The 19,198-nt window shown below is 68.9% G+C and carries 15 protein-coding genes, 1 tRNA gene and 1 riboswitch; all 16 genes read left to right on the plus strand.

Going from position 1 to position 19,198, the window contains the following annotated elements:
* Positions 1 to 1,383: a UDP-N-acetylmuramoyl-L-alanine--D-glutamate ligase gene (murD, locus tag D620_RS14550; protein WP_017664319.1), complete on the plus strand. Its 1,383-nt coding sequence runs from the start codon at positions 1 to 3 to the stop codon at positions 1,381 to 1,383.
* Entirely contained in the window at positions 1,380 to 2,612 is a 1,233-nt protein-coding gene (locus D620_RS0103060) for an FtsW/RodA/SpoVE family cell cycle protein (RefSeq protein WP_017664320.1), read from the plus strand. The genes murD and D620_RS0103060 overlap by 4 nt, the downstream gene beginning before the upstream one ends.
* On the plus strand, positions 2,609 to 3,847 hold the full coding sequence (murG, locus tag D620_RS0103065; RefSeq protein ID WP_017664321.1) for an undecaprenyldiphospho-muramoylpentapeptide beta-N-acetylglucosaminyltransferase: 1,239 nt from the start codon (positions 2,609 to 2,611) through the stop codon (positions 3,845 to 3,847). The genes D620_RS0103060 and murG overlap by 4 nt, the downstream gene beginning before the upstream one ends.
* Positions 3,844 to 5,277 carry a UDP-N-acetylmuramate--L-alanine ligase gene (gene murC / locus D620_RS0103070; protein ID WP_017664322.1) on the plus strand — a complete coding sequence of 478 codons (1,434 nt, stop codon included), beginning with the start codon at positions 3,844 to 3,846 and terminating at the stop codon, positions 5,275 to 5,277. Before murG ends, murC begins: the two co-directional genes overlap by 4 nt.
* Entirely contained in the window at positions 5,274 to 6,239 is a 966-nt protein-coding gene (gene murB, locus D620_RS0103075) for a UDP-N-acetylmuramate dehydrogenase (protein ID WP_017664323.1), read from the plus strand. Before murC ends, murB begins: the two co-directional genes overlap by 4 nt.
* On the plus strand, positions 6,209 to 7,225 hold the full coding sequence (locus D620_RS0103080) for a D-alanine--D-alanine ligase (protein ID WP_051020519.1): 1,017 nt from the start codon (positions 6,209 to 6,211) through the stop codon (positions 7,223 to 7,225). The genes murB and D620_RS0103080 overlap by 31 nt, the downstream gene beginning before the upstream one ends.
* Positions 7,203 to 8,147: a cell division protein FtsQ/DivIB gene (locus D620_RS0103085; RefSeq protein WP_017664325.1), complete on the plus strand. Its 945-nt coding sequence runs from the start codon at positions 7,203 to 7,205 to the stop codon at positions 8,145 to 8,147. Before D620_RS0103080 ends, D620_RS0103085 begins: the two co-directional genes overlap by 23 nt.
* On the plus strand, positions 8,147 to 9,490 hold the full coding sequence (gene ftsA, locus D620_RS0103090) for a cell division protein FtsA (protein ID WP_017664326.1): 1,344 nt from the start codon (positions 8,147 to 8,149) through the stop codon (positions 9,488 to 9,490). Before D620_RS0103085 ends, ftsA begins: the two co-directional genes overlap by 1 nt.
* A gap of 167 nt (positions 9,491 to 9,657) precedes the next feature.
* On the plus strand, positions 9,658 to 11,394 hold the full coding sequence (gene ftsZ, locus D620_RS0103095) for a cell division protein FtsZ (RefSeq protein WP_017664327.1): 1,737 nt from the start codon (positions 9,658 to 9,660) through the stop codon (positions 11,392 to 11,394).
* Between the two features lie 65 nt (positions 11,395 to 11,459).
* The gene (locus tag D620_RS0103100; protein WP_017664328.1) at positions 11,460 to 12,860 is read left to right on the plus strand and encodes an SPOR domain-containing protein; all 1,401 of its coding nucleotides are present in this window, start codon (positions 11,460 to 11,462) and stop codon (positions 12,858 to 12,860) included.
* 174 nt (positions 12,861 to 13,034) lie between these two features.
* Positions 13,035 to 13,541 carry a YbjN domain-containing protein gene (locus tag D620_RS0103105; RefSeq protein ID WP_026091913.1) on the plus strand — a complete coding sequence of 169 codons (507 nt, stop codon included), beginning with the start codon at positions 13,035 to 13,037 and terminating at the stop codon, positions 13,539 to 13,541.
* Positions 13,542 to 13,556: 15 nt separating this feature from the next.
* Positions 13,557 to 14,348, plus strand: coding sequence for a pyrroline-5-carboxylate reductase family protein (locus D620_RS0103110; RefSeq protein ID WP_017664330.1), 792 nt, complete (start codon positions 13,557 to 13,559; stop codon positions 14,346 to 14,348).
* A 143-nt stretch (positions 14,349 to 14,491) separates the two neighbouring features.
* The gene (locus D620_RS0103115; RefSeq protein ID WP_017664331.1) at positions 14,492 to 15,271 is read left to right on the plus strand and encodes a Bax inhibitor-1 family protein; all 780 of its coding nucleotides are present in this window, start codon (positions 14,492 to 14,494) and stop codon (positions 15,269 to 15,271) included.
* A 192-nt stretch (positions 15,272 to 15,463) separates the two neighbouring features.
* Positions 15,464 to 16,399, plus strand: coding sequence for a hypothetical protein (locus tag D620_RS14555; RefSeq protein WP_017664332.1), 936 nt, complete (start codon positions 15,464 to 15,466; stop codon positions 16,397 to 16,399).
* 112 nt (positions 16,400 to 16,511) lie between these two features.
* A tRNA-Ala gene (locus tag D620_RS0103125) sits at positions 16,512 to 16,587 on the plus strand.
* A gap of 217 nt (positions 16,588 to 16,804) precedes the next feature.
* A riboswitch (cobalamin riboswitch) is annotated at positions 16,805 to 17,003 on the plus strand.
* A gap of 120 nt (positions 17,004 to 17,123) precedes the next feature.
* Positions 17,124 to 19,100 (plus strand): TonB-dependent receptor plug domain-containing protein, encoded by a 1,977-nt coding sequence (locus tag D620_RS0103130; RefSeq protein WP_017664333.1) that lies wholly within the window; start codon positions 17,124 to 17,126, stop codon positions 19,098 to 19,100.
* Positions 19,101 to 19,198: the final 98 nt, after the last annotated feature.

Raw genomic sequence — 19,198 nt, forward strand, 5'->3', positions numbered from 1 at the left:
GTGATCACTTCCCCCGCCTTCAAGGGCAAGCGCTATGCGGTGCTCGGCCTTGCCCGTTCGGGCGCGGCGGCGGCCGAGGCCTTGCTGGCGAGCGGCGCGGAAGTGATCGCCTGGGACCGCCAGCCGCATGCGCGCGAGCCCTTTGAGGGACGCTGCCGCCTGATCGACCCGCTGGAGCTTGACCTTACCGGCTTTGCGGGCGTCGTCGTCTCGCCCGGCGTCCCGCTCAACTCCCACCCGATCGGGCCGCACACCTGGCAATACGGCCTGCCGGTGATCGGCGATATCGAGCTCTTCGCCGCCGCCCGCGAAAGCCTGCCGCCGCACAAGGTCGTCGGCATCACCGGCACCAACGGCAAGTCGACCACCACCGCGCTGGTTCACCACATCCTTGCCACCAACGGCGTGCCCACGGTGATGGGCGGCAATATCGGCGATCCGGTCCTCGGGCAGGCGCCGCTGCCCGAAGGCGGCGTCTATGTGCTCGAACTGTCGAGCTTCCAGATCGACCTCACCTTCACGCTCGATTGCGATGTGGCCGCGCTCACCAACATCACCCCCGATCACCTCGATCGCTATGCCGGGTTCGATGCCTATGCCGCCGCCAAGGAACGCCTGTTTCAGATGCAGCAGACCGGCACCGCGATCATCTGCGACGAGGACGAGCCGACCGCCGCCATCGCCGAGGGGCTGGAGACCTCCGCCAAGCCGCTGGTGCGGGTGAAGAGCGCCGATCTCGATGCCGCGGGGCTTGCCGCCGGGCGCTCGCCGTCGCTGGCGGGGCCGCACAATGCGCAGAACGCGGCGGTCGCGGTCGCGATCTGCCGCCAGCTCGGGCTCAGCGACGCGCAGATCGCGCAAGGCCTCGCCACCTATCGCGGCCTGCCGCACCGCATGGAGCGCGTCTGCGAGACCGGCGGGGTCACCTACATCAACGACAGCAAGGCGACCAACGCGGCCTCGGCCGCCCCGGCGCTCGCGGCCTTTCCGCCCGATCCTGCCATCAATGACGGGCTCCCTCGCATCCACTGGATCGTCGGGGGCTTGCCCAAGGAAGATGGCCTTGGCGCCTGCGCCGATCATCTCGCCAATATTGCCGCGGCCTATACCGTGGGCGAGGCCGGGCCGATGTTCGCCGACCTTCTCGAGGGCCATGTCCGCACCGAGCGATGCGAGCTCATCAGCGAAGCCGTGCGCCGCGCCGCCGATGCCGCGCGGCCGGGCGAGGTGGTGCTGCTGAGCCCGGCCTGCGCCTCCTACGACCAGTTCCGCGATTACGAGAAGCGCGGGCACCACTTCCGCCAGATGGTTGGCGTCATCACCGGCTGCGAGACCTGCGGCGAGACCGGCAGCGATGCCGATGACAGGAGCTTCCTGCCATGAACGCGCCCGCCTATTCCTCCCCCGCCGCGCGCGGGCCGGGCGCCTACCTGCCCCCGGTTCCGGTGCAGCGGCGCTGGCGCGACAGCATCCGCATCTGGTGGCGCGAGATCGACAAGCTGCTGCTGCTGCTGATCGGCCTGTTGATGACGATCGGCCTTGTCGCGGTCGCGGCATCCTCCCCGGCCAGCGCCGCGCGCCTTTCGACAGGCAGCGTGAGGCTTGACGAGTTGATGTTCTTCAAGCGTCACCTGGTGTTCCAGTCGATGGGCCTTGTGCTGATGATCGGGATCAGCTTTCTCAGCCGCGATCAGGCGCGCAGGCTCGGCATCCTGGTCGGCGGGGTGATGCTGGCCCTGCTGTTCGTGGTGCCCTTCATCGGCGAGACGGTGAACGGCGCGCGGCGCTGGATCAATCTCGGCATCAGCCTTCAGCCCTCCGAGTTCCTCAAGCCCGGCTTCGCGATCATCTGCGCCTGGGTGCTGAGCTGGCGGCTGCGCGATCCGGGCCTGCCGGTGATCCTGCCCGTAACCGGCTTCTTCGTGCTGGTCGCGGGGCTGCTGATGCTCCAGCCCAATCTTGGCGATGCGATCCTGTTCGGCGGGATCTGGCTGGTGATGGTGCTGCTCGCCGGGATGCCGTGGCAGCGCATCGCGGCGCTCGGCGGGGTGGGTCTGATCGGCCTGACGCTCGCCTATTTCCTCTACGACAACGCCCGCAACCGCATCGACGGGTTCCTTGCGGGCGGCACCGCCTTTGACCAGGTCGATCTGGCCCAGCGCACCATCACCGCGGGCGGGTGGACCGGAACCGGCCTGTGGCTCGGCATCCGCAAGATGAACCTGCCCGAGGCGCACACCGATTACATTTTCTCGGTGATCGGCGAGGAGTTCGGCCTCGTCATGTGCGCGGTGATCGTGATGCTTTACTGTGCGCTGGTGATGCGTGCGCTGCTGCGCTTGACCGGCGAGGACAACTTCTTCGCGGTGCTCGCCGCGGCCGGGCTCGTCACCCAGTTCGGCGGGCAGGCCTTCATCAACATCCTTGTCAACCTCAAGCTGTTCCCCTCCAAGGGGATGACCCTGCCGCTGATTTCCTATGGCGGTTCATCGACACTGGCGGTGTGCTTCACGCTTGGGCTATTGCTGGCGATCACGCGGCGCAATCCGTTCCTCGCACGCGAGGGAGGGTCCCTGCGCGACCTGATCGAACGCAAGGAAGAACGCCCATGACGAGCGAACCCGGCAGCCCCGCGCGCACAGGGGCATCGCGCCACTTCGTGCTGGCGGCAGGCGGCACCGGCGGACACCTGATCCCCGCCTTCGCGCTCGCCGCCGAGCTGCACGCGCGCGGCCATCATGTCGCGCTGATCACCGACGAGCGAGGGAGCAACATTCCCGGCAAGCCCGATTTCCTCCCCGCCCACGTCCTGCCCGCCGGCCGCTTCGGCAAGAACCCGCTGGGCTGGCCTGCGGGCATCCGCGCGGTGCTCGAAGGCCGGGCGATGGCGCTCCGCCTGTTCGAGCACTTCCAGCCCTCGGCGATTGTCGGCTTCGGCGGTTACCCGGCGCTGCCCGCGCTGCTCGCAGCCACGGCCGCCGGGCTGCCGAGCATCGTCCACGAACAGAACGCCGTGCTCGGCCGGGTCAACCGGCTCCTGGCAGGGCGGGTAAACGCGATCGCGACCTCCTACGAAAGCGTCGACCGCCTCAAGCCCAAGCACGCGCACAAGGTCCACCTTGTCGGCAATCCGGTGCGCGCCGAGGTGCTGGGCTTGCGCGATCAGGATTTCCCGGCCTTCACCGAGGAGAGCCTGCTGCGCATCCTCGTCACCGGCGGATCGCAAGGCGCGCGGGTGCTTTCCGAGGTGGTGCCCGATGGCCTCGCCATGCTCCCGCCGGCGCTGCGCCAGCGCTTGCAGGTCACCCAGCAAGCCCGGCCCGAGGACCTCGAGGCGGTGCGCAAGCGCTATGCCGAACACGGCATTCCCGCCGAACTCGGCACCTATTTCGAGGACATGCACGAACGCCTCGCCGATGCGCACCTGTTCATCGGCCGCGCGGGCGCATCGACCATTGCCGAACTGACCGCCGTGGGCCGCCCGGCGATCCTTGTGCCGCTGCCCATCGCCACTGACGATCACCAGGCGGCCAACACCCGCGAGATGGTCAAGGCCGGCGGCGCGCGGATGGTGCGGCAGGAAGCCTTCCAGCCCAAGCAGCTCGCCAAGCAGATCCAGGCGATGGCGATGAACCCGGCCAGCCTCGCCAACGCCGCGCATTGCGCCTTCAACTGCGGCCGGCCCGATGCGGCGCGCGATCTCGCCGATCTGGTCGAGACGATGAGCGGGATCGATCTGATGGACGTGATCCGCGTTGGCGAAAGCGCGCCTGCCGCCGCCGCCGCAGCAGCGCGCCCCGCCACCGGCGCGGCGCGCAAGGCAGCCAGGGACAGCGTGGAACAATGAAGGGCGTCGGCACCGATATCGGCATCATCCATTTCGTCGGCATCGGCGGGATCGGCATGTCGGGCATCGCCGAGGTGATGCACAATCTGGGCTATCAGGTGCAGGGCAGCGATATCGCCGAAGGGCCGAGTGTCGAGCGGCTGCGCGCGCGGGGGATCACCGTCCATGTCGGGCACCGCGCCGAAAATGTCGCGGGCGTCGCGGTGGTCGTCACCTCTACCGCCGTGCGCCGCACCAATCCCGAAGTCGCCGCCGCGCTTGAAGCCCGCGTCCCGGTGGTGCGCCGCGCGGAAATGCTCGCCGAGCTGATGCGCCTCAAATCCACCGTCGCGGTGGCAGGCACGCACGGCAAGACCACCACGACCTCGATGATCGCGACGCTTCTGGATGCCGGCGGGATCGATCCCACGGTCATCAACGGCGGGATCATCGAACAATACGGGTCCAACGCGCGCCTTGGCGACAGCGACTGGATGGTCGTGGAGGCCGACGAGAGCGACGGCAGCTTCCTGCGCCTCGACGGCACCATCGCGGTCGTGACCAATATCGATCCCGAGCACCTCGACCATTACGGCAGCTTCGCGGGCGTGAAGCGCGCCTTCGTCGAGTTCATCCACAACGTCCCCTTCTATGGGGCGGCGGTGCTGTGCGTCGATCACCCGGTGGTGCAGGCGGTGATCGGCGAGGTGCGCGACCGCAAGGTCGTGACCTACGGCTTCTCGCTCCAGGCCGACATCTGCGGGGTCAATGTGCGCAGCGAAGATGGTGGCAACCGCTTCGATGTGATCGTGCGGCAGCGCGGACTCGAAGACCGGCGCATCGAAGGCGTGCACCTGCCGATGCCCGGCCGCCACAACGTCCAGAACGCGCTCGCGGCGATCGCCGTCGCCATCGAGATGGGCTGTTCGGACGAGGTGATCCGCACCGGCTTTGCCCGCTTTGGCGGGGTGCGGCGGCGCTTCACGCGCGTCGGCGCGGTGGAACTTGGTGGCGGCAAGGTCACGGTGATCGATGATTACGCCCACCACCCGGTCGAAATCCGCGCCGTGCTCGCCGCCGCGCGCGAGGCGGTCGGCGGCAGCGGCGGGCGGGTCATCGCGGTCGCCCAGCCGCACCGCTATTCGCGCCTCAGCGACCTGATGAACGACTTCCAGTCGTGCTTCGATGATGCCGACATCGCCTATGTCGCCCCGGTCTATCCGGCGGGCGAGGAGCCCATCGAAGGCGTCGATCATGCCGCGCTGGTGGCGGGCATGAAGGCGCGCGGGCACCGCGCCGCGCGCGAGATCGCTGGCGCTGACGCTCTGGCCGAGACGCTGGCGGGCGAAGTCCAGCCGGGCGATCTCGTGGTGTGCCTCGGCGCGGGCGATATCACCAGGTGGGCCGCAGGGCTCGCCCCGGCGATCACCGCCAGGCGAGGGGCGGCATGAACCAGCCGGGCGACACCTCGAATTTCGACGATGGCGCGGCGCCCACCTGCGCGGTCGAGGGTGCGGTTGCCGCGCCCGTGCCGCTTGACGGCATCCGCGGCAAGCTCACCTGCAAGGCCCCGCTCGCGCCTTACACATGGTTCAAGACCGGCGGGCCTGCCGACTGGCTGTTCGAGCCTGCCGACATGGAGGATTTGAAGGCCTTTCTGGAACGGCTGGATGGCGAGATTCCGGTGATGGCATTGGGCCTCGGCTCGAACATGATCGTGCGCGACGGCGGGGTGCCGGGCGTGGTGGTGCGGCTCGGCAAGGCCTTTGCGGGCGTCGCGCACACCGGTGAGCTGGAACTCACCTGCGGCGGCGGGGCGAGCGGCATTCTGGTCGCCTCCAGTGCGCGCGACCTCGGCATTGCGGGGCTGGAATTCCTGCGCGGCATCCCCGGCACGGTCGGGGGCTTCGTGCGCATGAACGGCGGCGCCTATGGCCGCGAGGTGGCCGACGTGCTGCTCGACTGCGCGGTGATCCTGCATGACGGCAGCTTCATCACGCTGACGGGCGAGGAATTGGACTATTCCTACCGCCACTCGGCCCTGCCCGAAGGCGCTATCGTGGTCTCCGCGCGCTTGCGCGGGCACCCGGGCGAGCCTGCCGCGATCGGCGCCGAGATGGACCGCATCGCCGCCGCGCGCGAGGCGAGCCAACCGCTGCGCACCAAGACCGGCGGATCGACCTTCAAGAATCCCGAGGGCCACAAGGCGTGGGAACTGGTCGACCGCGCCGGCTGCCGCGGCCTCACCCTGGGCGGCGCGCAGGTCTCCGAGAAGCACACCAACTTCCTCATCAACACCGGCACCGCCACCAGCGCCGACATCGAAGGCCTCGGCGAAATGGTGCGCGACAAGGTCTACGCCGCGACCGGGGTGAGCCTTGAATGGGAAATTCAAAGAGTGGGACGCCCGTGACTTTCGCCAAACCCTTGCACGTCGCCGTCCTGATGGGCGGCTGGGCGAACGAGCGGCAGGTTTCGCTGACCAGCGGCGCGGGCGTGGCCGATGCTCTGGAAAGCAAGGGGCACCGCGTCACCCGCATCGACATGGGCCGCGATGTTGCGCTCAGGCTGCACGAGGCCAAGCCCGATGTCGTCTTCAACGCGCTCCACGGCGTGCCGGGGGAGGACGGGACGGTGCAGGGGATGCTCGACCTGATGGGCCTCGCCTATACCCACTCCGGCCTCGCCACCTCGGTGATCGCGATCGACAAGCAGCTGACCAAGCAGGCGCTGGTGCCGCACGGCATCCCGATGCCCGGCGGGCGGATCGTGACGCGCGAGGAACTTCACGCGCGCGACCCGCTGCCGCGGCCCTATGTGCTGAAGCCGGTCAACGAGGGATCGTCGGTGGGCGTCGCCATCGTCACCGACAACAGCAATGTCGGCAACCCGATCTCGCCGGACGCGAAGGGCCCGTGGCAGGAATTCGCCGAACTTCTCGCCGAGCCCTTCATCAAGGGCCGCGAACTGACCGCCGCGGTGCTCGACGGCCCCGATGGCCCGCGCCCGCTTGGCGTCACCGAACTGATCGTGGCGAGCGGCTTCTACGATTATGAGAACAAGTATACGGCGGGCCGGACCGAACACATCTTCCCCGCAAAGCTCCCGCCCGAAATCACCGCCTTGTGCGAGGCCTATGCCGTAAAGGCGCATCAGGTCCTGGGCTGTCACGGCACCAGCCGCACCGATTTCCGCTGGGACGAGGAAGCGGGCGAGGACGGCTTGTTCGTGCTCGAAACCAATACCCAGCCGGGCATGACGCCCTTGAGCCTCGTCCCCGAACAGGCGGCGGGCTGCGGGATACCTTACGCGGATCTCGTCGAGATGCTCTGTGCAGAGGCGCTCCGGGTCCACGCTCTGAAACAGGGAGGCCGGCATGGCGCAGCAGATCCGGCGTAGCTCCGCAGGCGGCGTGCGCCGCGCCGCCAAGGCGCAGAGCCGGGCGGTCACCGTGCGCAAGGCGCGCGGGCAGGCGAGCGGCATGATCGACCGGATCATGGGCTTCCTGCCCTTCACCGAAGAACAGTGGAGCCGCATCTGGCTCGCGATGATCATCGGCGGCGGGGTGGGGATCGCCTTCGTCATCGCCAGCCTTGCAGGCGTCCCCGCGCTGGCGCAGGCGCAGGTCGCCGCGATCGCTGCCGACGCGGGCTTCGAGGTGCGCCACGTGCGCGTCACCGGCACGAGCCGCATGGACGAACAGCAGGTCTATGCCCGCGTCCTCGCCCAGCGCAACCGCGCCATGCCCGATGTCGATGTCGCCGCCCTGCGCGCCGAATTGCTGGCGCTGCCGTGGGTCAAGGACGCGCGGGTCTCGATCCAGCTGCCACACACGCTTGCCATCGACATCGTCGAGCGCACCCCGCATGCGGTGCTCGAGCGGCCCGACCGGCTGATGCTGATCGACGCGAGCGGCGTGGAGCTTGAACCCGTCGCCGCCGAAAAGACCAAGGGGATGCTGCGGCTGGCAGGTCCCGGTGCGGGCAAGCAGGCGCGCGCGCTCGAGGCGCTGCTTGCCGCCGCGCCCGCGCTTGCCCCCAAGGTCGAGGCCGCCGAATGGGTCGGCAACCGCCGCTGGAACCTCACCTTCACCACCGGGCAGCTGCTGGCGCTTCCCGAAGGCGAGGTCGAGGCGGCGACGGCGCTGGTCAAGTTCGCGCGGCTCGATGGCAAGAACCGGCTGCTCGGCGGCACGGTGCTGGCCTTCGACATGCGCACCCCGCCGCGGCTCTACATGCGGCTGCCGCAGGCCGTGGGCGAGCCCAAGGTCGTTGCCGCGCCCGAAGAGGGCGGCAACAAGACCCCCGGGGAGACCACCTGATGGCATCGCGCGCCGGTTCCAGGTCATCCACCGCCGCCCACCGCCGCCTCGCGCGGACCTATGCCGCGGTCAATATCGGCAGCTTCCGCATCAGCGCCATGATCATGGGCGAGACCGAGAGCGGCGACCTCCAGGTGCTCGGCAGCGGGCATCGTGCCAGCGCCGGGGTCAAGCGCGGCTATGTCACCGACATGGCGGCTGCCGCCCACGCGATCCGCGATGCGGTCGAGCGCGCCGAGAAGGCCGCGAACACTCCGGTCCGATCGGTGTGGATCGCCTGCGCGGGCGCGGGGCTGGCCAGCCACGTGGTCGCGGTCGACATCGAGATCGGCGGGCGGCGGATCGAGGACGAGGACATCGAGGCGCTGCTGGTCGAGGCGCAGGACATGATCCAGCCCGATGGCCGCAAGGTGCTCCACGCGCAGCCCGCCCACTACACCCTCGATGGCGCCCACGGTGTCGCCAACCCGCGCGGGCTCCATGCCGAGCGGTTGGGGGTCGATATCCACGTGATGCTGGCTGATGGCGCACCGGTCCGCAATCTCACCGAAGCCGTGCAGAACGCGCATCTCGAGGTCGAGGGCGTGGTGGCGGCGCCGATCGCTGCGGGCCATGCCTGCCTGACGGGCGAGGAACGCGACCTCGGCGTCGCGCTGGTCGAGATCGGTGCGGACATCACCAATGTCGCGGTGTTTGCCGGCGGCATGCTGCTCGGCCTTCACGCGGTGCCGATGGGCTCGGGCTCGATCACCGATGCGATTGCCTCGAGCTTCGGCATCCGCCGCTCGCAGGCCGAACGGCTCAAATGCGTTGCCGGTTCGGCTATTGCCAGCCCTTCGGACCACCGCGAGCTGATCCCGGTCAACGGGCCGGGCGAAGGGGGCGAGAGCGGCGCGCCGGTCGGGCCGGTCGCGCGCGGGGCGGATGACAAGAACCGCATCGTGCGCGCCGAACTGATCGCGGTCGTGACCCAGCAACTGGGCATGCTCACCGGCGAAATCGGCAAGGCGCTGCGCACCATGGGCTTTGCCGGACCAAGGGCGGGACAGGTGGTGCTCACCGGCGGGGGAGCCGAGCTTGCCGGGATGGCCGATTTCATGCAGGGTGCGCTCGGGCAGCCGGTGCGGCTCGGCCGTCCGCCGCAGCTCACCGGCATGCCCGAAGCGCATCATGCGCCCGGCTTTGCGACACTGGCCGGGCTGTGCCTCTACGCTGCCGACGACCCGGTCGATATCCGCGCGGTGGGCGCAAAGCGTGCCGGGGTATACCGCGCCTTCACGCGCGAGGCCGGCTTGATGGCGCTGGTCGCGCGGCTGTTCCGGGCGCTGAGGGAATATTTTTGAGCGGCTCACCTTGCACGCTTTACGTCGCGGCATCAGGTGGTTTGTGCGCCCCGATGCTGTGGATAAGGGTTTTGCCGCTATAAAATATGAACGATGATTATGTCACATAAGACAATTGCGCGAGGAAAAATGAAAAAATTCTGTCCCTGCGCCTGGAGGACCAGCTGATGAGCATCAATATCGGACCCGCAGCGAGCGACGATCTGCGTCCCCGCATCACTGTGATCGGCATCGGCGGGGCCGGCGGCAACGCGATCGCCAACATGATCGCGGCCGAGATCGAGGGTGTCGAGTTCATCGTCGCCAATACCGATGCCCAGGCGCTGAGCACCTCGCCGGCCGAAAAGCGCATCCAGTTGGGCCCCGACATCACCGGCGGCCTGGGTGCGGGGGCGCGTCCCGAGGTCGGCAAGGCGGCGGCGGAAGAGACCGTCGTCGAGATCGAAAAGGCGCTCGAGGGCGTCAACATGTGCTTCATCGCCGCGGGGATGGGCGGGGGCACCGGCACCGGCGCCGCGCCGGTGATCGCCGAAGCCGCGCGCCGCATGGGCGTGCTCACCGTGGGCGTCGTCACCAAGCCGTTCCTGTTCGAAGGCACCCGCCGCATGCGCGCCGCCGAAGCCGGGATCGAGGAACTCCAGAACCATGTCGACACGCTGATTGTCATCCCCAACCAGAACCTGTTCCTGGTCGCCAAGGCGGAAACCACCTTCAAGGAAGCCTTCCAGCTGGCCGACGAGGTGCTCCAGCAGGGCGTGCGTTCGATCACCGACCTGATGGTCATGCCCGGCCTCATCAACCTCGACTTTGCCGACGTGCGCTCGGTGATGAGCGAGATGGGCAAGGCGATGATGGGCACCGGCGAGGGCGAGGGCGAGAACCGCGCGCTCGATGCCGCCGAACAGGCGATCGCCAATCCGCTGCTCGACGGGGTCAGTATGGCCGGCGCCAAGGGCGTTATCATCTCGATCATCGGCGGCGAGGACATGCGCCTGCTCGAAGTCGATGAAGCCGCCAACCACATCCGCGAGCTGGTGGATGAAGACGCGAACATCATCTGGGGCTCGGCCTTCAACCCCGATCTCAAGGGCAAGATCCGCGTCTCGGTGGTCGCCACCGGCATCGAACAGAGCGCGATCGGCCAGTCCGACCGCGCCCAGATGGTCTCGCTCGGCGGATCGCGGGCGCCCAAGCGGCCGGTGCTCGAACTGTCGGACGATGAAGGCTTCGGCGCCGCTCCCCTTCCTGTGACCCCCGAACCCGAACCCTATGGCTTCGGCCGCCCGGCGGCGGCGGCAGCTGCGGCAGAGGATTACGAGGACCACGCGCTCGATCTCGGCGAGGCCGAGGAAGACGATGCCGAGACCGATTACCCCCCGGCCGCGCCCTTCGAACTGACCGGCATGCAGGCCGGCGAAAGCTACGGCGACGAATACGAGGACGATGTCGACGGGATCGTCGATCCGCTCGCGGGTCTGCGCGGTGCCGGAGATACGGGCGGCTATGGCGGCTATGGCGGCTACGGCGCGAGCGGTGCGGCAGCCGACGATGAGAATGGCGAAGCGCTCGAACTCGATGACGGCTATGCCGCCTATCCCGATGCCGATGACCACGGCCCGGTGCAGGATGATCTCCTTGCCAGCGCCGACCGGCTGGCCGCCGAAGGCCGCCCGGTCGAAGCGCGGCTCGGCGGGGGGCGGCGTCGCGGGCTGCTTGGCGGTGATACCGGCGGTGCTGGCGGCGGCAGCAGCGGCGGTGGCGGCGCCGGGGCCGGCAGCACGCTGTTCGAGCGCATGGCCAACCTGTCGCGCAGCACAGCGCGTGACGAGGAAGAGGAAGAGGAGGGCGATGACAGCCCGGCGCTCAGCATCCCGCGCTTCCTCGGCCGCCAGAACAACCAGTAACCGCGTGGCTGCCGCGCGTTGTCGCAGCGCGGCTTTCCCGAGCCGAAGGGCCTGATAGGGCACGCATGATGGTGTCGCGCATTCCTGTCCTGTGTGCACTCGCCCTTGGCGCTGGCCTGCTGCCCCTGGGCGGCGCGGCGGCGCAGGATGTGGTATCCCAGCCCGTGGTTCAGGCCTTGCCCTCGCCCGAGGTGCAGCGGCTCAACCGCGCGCTGGTGGCGCTCGCCAAGACCCCGCGCGATCGCACCGCGCTGGTCGAGGCCGGGCAGGCGGCGCTCGGTGTCGATGATCTCGAAGCGGCAATCGGCTTTTTCGGGCGCGCGGCCGATGTCGATCCGGGCCACCCCGATGTCGCGCTCGGCCTCGGCGCGGTGTACCTGCGCGCCGGGCGTGCGGGCGAGGCGCTGGTCCAGTTCGACCGCGCGCTGGCCGCAGGTGCCGACGAGCGCGCGGCGCTGACCGACCGCGCGCTCAGCCTCGATCTCGTCGGCGAGGGCCCGGCGGCGCAAACCGCCTACACCCGCGCGCTCGAGCTTGATCCCGCCAATGACGAGGCGCGCCGCCGGCTCGCGGTGAGCTATGCCATCGCCGGCAACCGTGCGCGCTTCGAGGATACCCTTCGCCCGCTGCTCGACCGCAGCGATCTCGCCGCCCAGCGCGCCCGCGCCTTCGGGCTGGCAATCATGGGCGAGAGCGACCGGGCGGGCGCGATTGTCGAACAGGTCATGCCGCGCGACATCGCCACGCGCCTCGTGCCCTATCTCGGCTACATGCCGCGCCTCACCCGCCAGCAGCAGGCCGCTGCCGCCAATCTCGGGATTTTCCCGCGCTCGGCCGATATCGGGCGTGACGATCCGCGCCTCGCCCGCTTTGCCGCCGAGGAGCGCGCCGACAGCCGGCTTGCGCCTGCCGGGCCGCCGCTCGATGCGCGCGCGGCTTCGGAGAGCGAACCGGCGCGGGTGGCAACCGTTACCCCCGACGCCGTCGCCGCCAGCCCCGTACCCCCGCCGCGTCCGGTCGAGCGGGTTGCCGATGTCTTCGCCGATCTCGGCGCACCCACGGCCGATGCGCGGGTTTCGGGCGATGCGGTCGACCTGTCGCGAATCGCGGTGAAGCGCGAGGCCCCGCCGCCGCTTCCCGCGCCCGTCGCCAAGCCCGCCGAAAAGCCCAAACCCAAGCAGCCCCCCAAGCCCGTCCATCCCAGCCGCGTCTGGGTGCAGGTTGCAACCGGCCGGAAGATCGACGCGCTCGCCTTCGACTGGAAGCGCCTTGCCCGCGAGGGCGGTGCCGCCTTCGGCAGGTTCAAGCCCCACACCGCCCGCTGGGGCGAGACCAACCGGCTTGTCGTCGGCCCGATCGACAGCCGCGACAAGGCGCAGGCGCTGGTGCGCGAACTCAAGAAGAAGGGCCTCGATACCTTCCTGTTCGTGAGCGACGAAGGCGAGGCGGTTCAACCGCTTAAGTGACTTGTGCGGGCCATCCCCGGTTTTTCGTGCACAGGCTTTGCACAGGTCTGTCCGTTTCTCCCCAGCCCGCCCGCGCCGGGCAATTGCCAATCCCCCCGGTTCGCGTCCATCCCTCCACGCGATGGTGACACAACCCCGCCTTACCCCTGCGCCCACCTTCCTGAAGGCCCGGCCATGAGAGCAGCTGACATGGACTATTCCGCCGAGGACGATGCCGCCCCCGTCGACATGCTCGCCAGCCTGTTCGCGGCGCGCGGCTGGCCGTGCGAGATGGTCTCGGAAGACGAGATGACCGGCGAGGTGCAGGGCTCCTGGGCCAATTACCAGCTGCGCGCGATCTGGCGCGCGGAAGACAGCGTGCTCCAGTTCCTGTGTCTCCCCGACATCCGCGTCACCGACGACAAGCGGCCGGCGGCTTACGAATTGCTGTGCCTCGTCAACGAACAGATGTGGCTCGGCCATTTCGACATCTGGTCGAACGGCGACGTGCTGCTTTACCGTCACGGCGCGCTGCTCGGCGATCACGGGCGGTTGAGCCTCGATATGGCGCAGGCGCTGGTCGAGAGCGCGATCGACGAATGCGACCGCTTTTACCCCGCCTTCCAGTTCGTGCTGTGGGGCGGCAAGTCCCCGCGCGCCGCGCTCGATGCGGCGATGGTCGACGCGGCGGGCGAGGCCTGAGCGCGGGAGGGCGGGGTGGACCACCTGCTTATCATCGGCTGCGGCAACATGGGCGGGGCGATGCTCGCCGGATGGCTCGCGGCAGGCCGGCCCGCAGCGCGGTTCGCGGTGCTCGATCCGGGCCTGGCACACGCTCCCGAAGGCGTTGCGCTGTACCGCGATGCCGCCGAGGTGCCCGGCACGCATGACGCGGTGCTGCTCGGCTTCAAGCCGCAGCAGCTTGCGGCGCTCGGGCCGGGCTTGCAGGCGCTGACTGCGGGCCGGACGGCCTGTTCGCTGCTCGCCGGGATCACGCTCGATCAGCTCGCGGAGGCCTTTCCGCAGGCGGCTGCGCACCTGCGCGTGATGCCCAACCTTGCCGCGCGGATCAACAAATCGCCGGTGATCCTCGCCGCGCGCGGCCTCGATGCAGCCGCGCGCGATTCCGCCTTCGCGCTGTTCGATGCTCTCGGCAGCGCGGTGTGGCTCGAAGACGAAGCGCAGTTCGATCTCGTCACCGCGCTCGCCGGATCGGGGCCGGGCTTCGTCTACCGCTTCATCGACGCGCTGGCGGGTGCGGCGATCGACCTCGGACTCGACGAGGCGACCGCTGCCGCCCTCGCGCTCGCCACCGTGGAGGGCGCGAGCGCGCTCGCCGCAGCCTCGGGCGCTGCGCCCGCCACGCTTGCCGACCGTGTCGCCAGCCCGGGCGGCATGACCCGCGAGGGGCTGAACGTGCTCGATGAAGGCGCGGCGCTGCGCCGGCTGCTCGCCGCGACGCTCGCCGCCACGCGCGACAAGGGCGCGGCCCTTTCGCAAGGCAGTTAATATTAACATCGGTTCATCTGAACAGATTGCATGCTTTGCACGCCGGTTTCGCTTGAAATGCGCCGGCGAAGCCACGATATTGCGACACATGGAGAGCGCGCGGATTTTCCCGCGCTCCAGCATGAAAGGCTAAGGGTTTCACAATGGCTGACTGGAATGACCCCTCGCGCAATGCGCAGCGCTTCGGCTCCGTGCCGCGCGCCGGAGGCGATGTCTCAGGCCGCGTGAGCTATGACGAGGGTCTGCGCAGGCACATGCTCTCGATCTACAACTACATGACCTCGGGCGTGCTGCTGACCGCGATCGTCGCGTTGCTGTTCGCCAATTCGCCGCTGTTCGGCTTGGCGTTCGAGACGGTCGTGACCCCGCAGGGCACCGGCATTGCGCCCAACCTCCTCGGCTTTGCGATCATGCTCTCGCCGCTTGCGATCATGCTGTTCTGGTGGTTCGGCGCGGCGCGCGCCAGCGCCGGCACGCTGCAAGTCGCCTTCTGGGCCTTTGCGGTGGCGTTCGGGCTGTCGTTCTCGACGCTGTTCACCTCCTACACCGACAGCTCGATCGCGACGGCGTTCTTCGCGGCGGCGGCCTCGTTTGCGGGCCTGTCGCTGTGGGGCTACACCACCAAGAAGGACATCAGCGGCTGGGGCAGCTTCCTGATCATGGGCATGATCGGCCTGATCGTGGCGAGCCTCATCAACGCCTTCTTCCCTTCGGGCGCGATGACCTTCGTCATCAGCGTGGTGGGCGTGCTGATCTTCGCCGGGCTTACCGCCTATGACACGCAGCGCCTGAAGCAGGAATACTGCTACGTGCGCGGAACCCCGGAAGCCGGGCGTGCGGTGATCTTCGGGGCGCTGTCGCTCTACCTCGATTTCATCAACCTGTTCATCTACCTGCTGCGCCTGCTCGGCAACCGCGAGTAAGGTTGCCGGGCTCCGGCCCGCCGCACAGATGTTGAAATAGCGATGCCCGGGGCCTTTCCTTAGGTCCCGGGCATTTGCTTTGTTAGCCGGGGCGGCTATCGCTCAGGCTTCAGGCTGGAGCAAGCCGCGCCGCCGCATCCTTGCGCGCCAAGCGGCTTGCACACACCGCAGCACGAGAGAGAGAGACACCTGATGAGCGCCGCCGCCGCCAACGCGCCCTGTGAACCGCACCGCGAACCGTCCCGCACCACCACGCGCACCCCCTTCGGCCTTGCGATCACCACGCTCGCGGTTGGCGCGGCGATGCTCGGCGCCTGCGCCACCCCCGCGCCGCCGCCGCCGCCCCCGCCCCCGCCTCCGCCGCCGCCGCCGCGGGTGGTCGAGGCCGTGCCCTACCGTCCGCTCCCGCCGGGCGGCGCCTATTACGTGATGACCATGCCTGCCAAGGGGCCAGACGGGCGGCGCATCACGGTCAATTCGAACCTGTCGAACGACCAGCTGGTCTGGAACCTGCGCTCGGCCTGGAACGTCGCGGCATTGAATTGCCTTGCGCCCGAATACCAGCCGATCCTCGATGGCTACCGCGCCTTCCTGACGAAGAACGTGCGCAGCCTGAAGGCGGTCAATGACCGTATCGAGAAGAGCTACACCAGCCGGTTCAAGGTCCGCCGCGATGCGATCGTCGCGCGCGATGGCTACACCACGCAGGTCTACAACTTCTTCGCCGAGCCCGCCGCGCGCGCCGGCTTCTGCCGCGCCGCGCTCGATATGGCGAACCGCGCTCTCATCATCCCGCCGACCGACCCGCTCGCCTTCGCGCAAGCCAATTTCGAAGGGCTGATGGTGCCCTTCTACGCGTTCTTCGACGAATACGAGGCCTACCAGCGCGCTTCGGCCGAATGGGACGCGAAGTGGGGCACGATGTACGGCGCCTCGCAGCCCGGCTGGGTGGCGGTGCAGCAGCACCGCGCCGGCCTTGCGCCCCAGCCCGGCCCGGGCGCCGCGCAGACCGTGATCGACTTCGAAACCGGCCTGCCGGTGCCGGTCATCCCGGTCACCGAAGGCGTCACCTCGCAGCCCGTCATCCAGCCGATCGCGCCGGGCAGCGGAGGCGCGGGGGGCAAGTAGGGGCAGAGCCCCGAAACGGGGAAAATCGGCGTTGCAAGCCTTGTCGCTTCTCGCTAATGCGCGCGCTCGCCCGCTGCCGTGACAGGCAAGGGGGCGCCGCGAAAACTGGAACGGGGCCGTAGCTCAGCTGGGAGAGCGCGTCGTTCGCAATGACGAGGTCAGGGGTTCGATCCCCCTCGGCTCCACCAGTTAAACGCAAAAGGCCCTCCCCCACGGGGAGGGCCTTTTGCGTTTAACTGGCGGGTTTTTTGTTTGCGCCCTCAAGCGCCGGACGCAGCGCGTCCGCGCTGCTTGGCTTACCTCGCAAAGGCTCGGGCGCGCGTTCGCGCTTGCGGCGCTTCGCGCCGTGGGGGTCCCGACTTTGCTATTCCTTACACCGCTTGCCGTCAGCCTCGCCTGACGCTATCCACCTCCCCGCGTTTCGGTAACGGGAATGCGGTTCGATTCCGCAGCTGTCCCTGCAACTGTAAGCGGTGAGCGTGGGGTGCGCGCCCTCCTTGAAAAGGGGGGCAGCCACTGGGGGTCTTTGCGACCATCCGGGAAGGCGAGCATCCCATGCGGCGATCCGTGAGCCAGGAGACCGACCGGGGCGTGTCGCTCTTTGCCGGGTTCAGGGGTTGGCCAGGCGCGGAAACAGACTTTCGTTGTGAGCGACATCGCTGGGCCGTGGGGGGCGGGCAACCTCCCCTCGTGGCCACCATGTTGCTGATGACGGGAGGAATCCGTGAAGAATTTTACATATCTGGGAAGCGTCGCTGCGGCGGCGCTGGTTTGGGCTGCGCCTGCGTGGGCGCAGGATCAGGCGCGCGAGGAGCAGGTCGAGGACCCGCTGGCCGGTCTGACCATGGCGGAAATCCTCGAGATCGGCGCCGGCCATGCGCCGCGCGGTGACATCATCGTCAGCGCGAGCCGCTCGGGCAACAGGATTGCGCCGGAACAGTATCCCGGCTCCGCGCTCGTCATTACCCCCTACCAGCTCGACCAGCGCCAGACCCGCGACATCGCCGACGTGCTGCGTGATGTCCCCGGCGTGGCGGTCGCGGGCGTCGCTGGCCAGACCCAGATCCGTCTGCGCGGCAGCGAGGCCAACCATGTCCTCGTGCTGGTCGACGGGATCGAGGTCTCCGATCCGTTTGCTGGCGAGTTCGACATCGGCACCCTGCAGGCCGAACCCGGCGCGCGGGTCGAGGTGCTGCGGGGTGCGCAATCGGCGCTCTACGGCTCGGACGCGATCGGCGGGGTGGTCGCCTATCAGAGCGCCAGCGGGCGCAGCAGTCCGGGCTTTTCGGCGCGGATCGAGGGCGGCACGCAAGGCACCGTCAACGGCGCGGCACGCTACGCCGCCAACGGCAAGAACTGGGACGCCGCCCTCTCCGCCGTCATCGTCAGCACCGATGGCCAGCCCAACGCGCGCGGCGGCACCCGCGACATCGGCCGCGACAGCTATACCCTCGCGGGCAAGGGCAGCGTGGACGTGACGGACACCTTCGCCCTGCGCGCCGCCGCCCGCTTCATCCGCACCGAAGGCCAGAGCAACGACAGCGATTTCGACACCGCCAGCCCCACCCTCGGCCTCATCATCGACAGCCCCGGCGTGACCTTCACCAACGAGGCGATCTATGCGCTGGCGGGCGCCAGGCTCGCCACGCTGGACGGGCGCTGGACCCATGACCTTTCCGCCCAGATCGCCAACGTCGAGCGCGAGACCGACAGCCCCTTCGGCATCACCTCGGCGAGCGAAGGCGACCGCTTCAAGGCCTCCTACGTCTCGTCCTTGCGGCTCGACGAACACAACCTCACCTTCGCCGCCGATTACGAGGTCGAAGGCTTCCGCAATGCCACCCCCGGCGGCTTCGTGTTCGACGCGCGGCGCGAGATCGAGCAGGTCGGGCTGGTCGGCGAATACCGCTACAGCGGCGAGGCCTTCGACCTTGCCGCCGCGATCCGGCACGACATCAACGATCTGTTCCAGGACGCGACCACCTTTCGCGTGGGCGCGGGGTACCGGATCACCGGCACCACCCGCATCCGCGCGGCGGGCGGCTCCGGCGTCAAGAACCCCGGCTTCTTCGAGCTCTACGGCTTCGTCGACGGGCGTTTCATCGGCAACGCTGCCTTGCGTCCCGAGAAGTCGACAGGCCGGGAAGTGGGGCTCGACCAGCAGCTCGGCGACAATGCCAGCGTGGCGGTGACCTATTTCGATAGCGAGCTGGACGGCGAAATCTTCACCACCTTCCCGCCGCCGAACTTCATCGCCACCCCGGCCAACCGCACCACGGTGAGCAAGCAGCGCGGGGTGGAAGTGTCACTCAGCGCCCGCATCGGCGAGCAATTCAGCCTCGATGCGGCCTACAGCTACCTCGATGCCGAGGAGAACGGGGTCGAGGAAGTGCGCCGCCCCAGGCACATCGCCAGCGCCGCGCTGACCTGGGAAGCGCCGGAGGATGCCGCCTCGGCGACGCTGGTGGTGCGCTACAACGGCCAGACCCCCGACGTTGCCTTCACCGATCCGAGCTTCGTGCCGGTGCGGGTACAGCTTGGCGATTACACGCTGGTCAACCTCAACGCCCGGGTGAAGCTGACCGAAGCGATCAGCGCCTTCGCCCGCGCCGAGAACCTGCTGGGCGAGGACTACGAGCAGGTGTTCAGCTTCGTCTCGCCGGGGCGCTCGGCGGTGATTGGCGTTGAGGCGAAGTTCTGAAAACTCCCCTCCCGCTCGCGGGAGGGGCAGGGGGTGGGCCCGTGACGCGCGAGTCTTGCGATTCGCGCCCCCCCCCCCCCCCCCCCCCCCCCCCCCCC

The sequence above is a fragment of the Porphyrobacter sp. AAP82 genome, assembly GCF_000331285.1.
Lineage (GTDB): Bacteria > Pseudomonadota > Alphaproteobacteria > Sphingomonadales > Sphingomonadaceae > Erythrobacter.

Bases quoted from the DNA above. Each gene is read 5' to 3' on its own strand.
- D620_RS0103060 (WP_017664320.1), top strand. From the start codon at position 1,380: ATGAACGCGCCCGCCTATTCCTCCCCCGCCGCGCGCGGGCCGGGCGCC.
- murG (WP_017664321.1), top strand. From the start codon at position 2,609: ATGACGAGCGAACCCGGCAGCCCCGCGCGCACAGGGGCATCGCGCCAC.
- murC (WP_017664322.1), top strand. From the start codon at position 3,844: ATGAAGGGCGTCGGCACCGATATCGGCATCATCCATTTCGTCGGCATC.
- murB (WP_017664323.1), top strand. From the start codon at position 5,274: ATGAACCAGCCGGGCGACACCTCGAATTTCGACGATGGCGCGGCGCCC.
- D620_RS0103080 (WP_051020519.1), top strand. From the start codon at position 6,209: ATGGGAAATTCAAAGAGTGGGACGCCCGTGACTTTCGCCAAACCCTTG.
- D620_RS0103085 (WP_017664325.1), top strand. From the start codon at position 7,203: ATGGCGCAGCAGATCCGGCGTAGCTCCGCAGGCGGCGTGCGCCGCGCC.
- ftsA (WP_017664326.1), top strand. From the start codon at position 8,147: ATGGCATCGCGCGCCGGTTCCAGGTCATCCACCGCCGCCCACCGCCGC.
- ftsZ (WP_017664327.1), top strand. From the start codon at position 9,658: ATGAGCATCAATATCGGACCCGCAGCGAGCGACGATCTGCGTCCCCGC.
- D620_RS0103100 (WP_017664328.1), top strand. From the start codon at position 11,460: ATGATGGTGTCGCGCATTCCTGTCCTGTGTGCACTCGCCCTTGGCGCT.
- D620_RS0103105 (WP_026091913.1), top strand. From the start codon at position 13,035: ATGAGAGCAGCTGACATGGACTATTCCGCCGAGGACGATGCCGCCCCC.
- D620_RS0103115 (WP_017664331.1), top strand. From the start codon at position 14,492: ATGGCTGACTGGAATGACCCCTCGCGCAATGCGCAGCGCTTCGGCTCC.
- D620_RS14555 (WP_017664332.1), top strand. From the start codon at position 15,464: ATGAGCGCCGCCGCCGCCAACGCGCCCTGTGAACCGCACCGCGAACCG.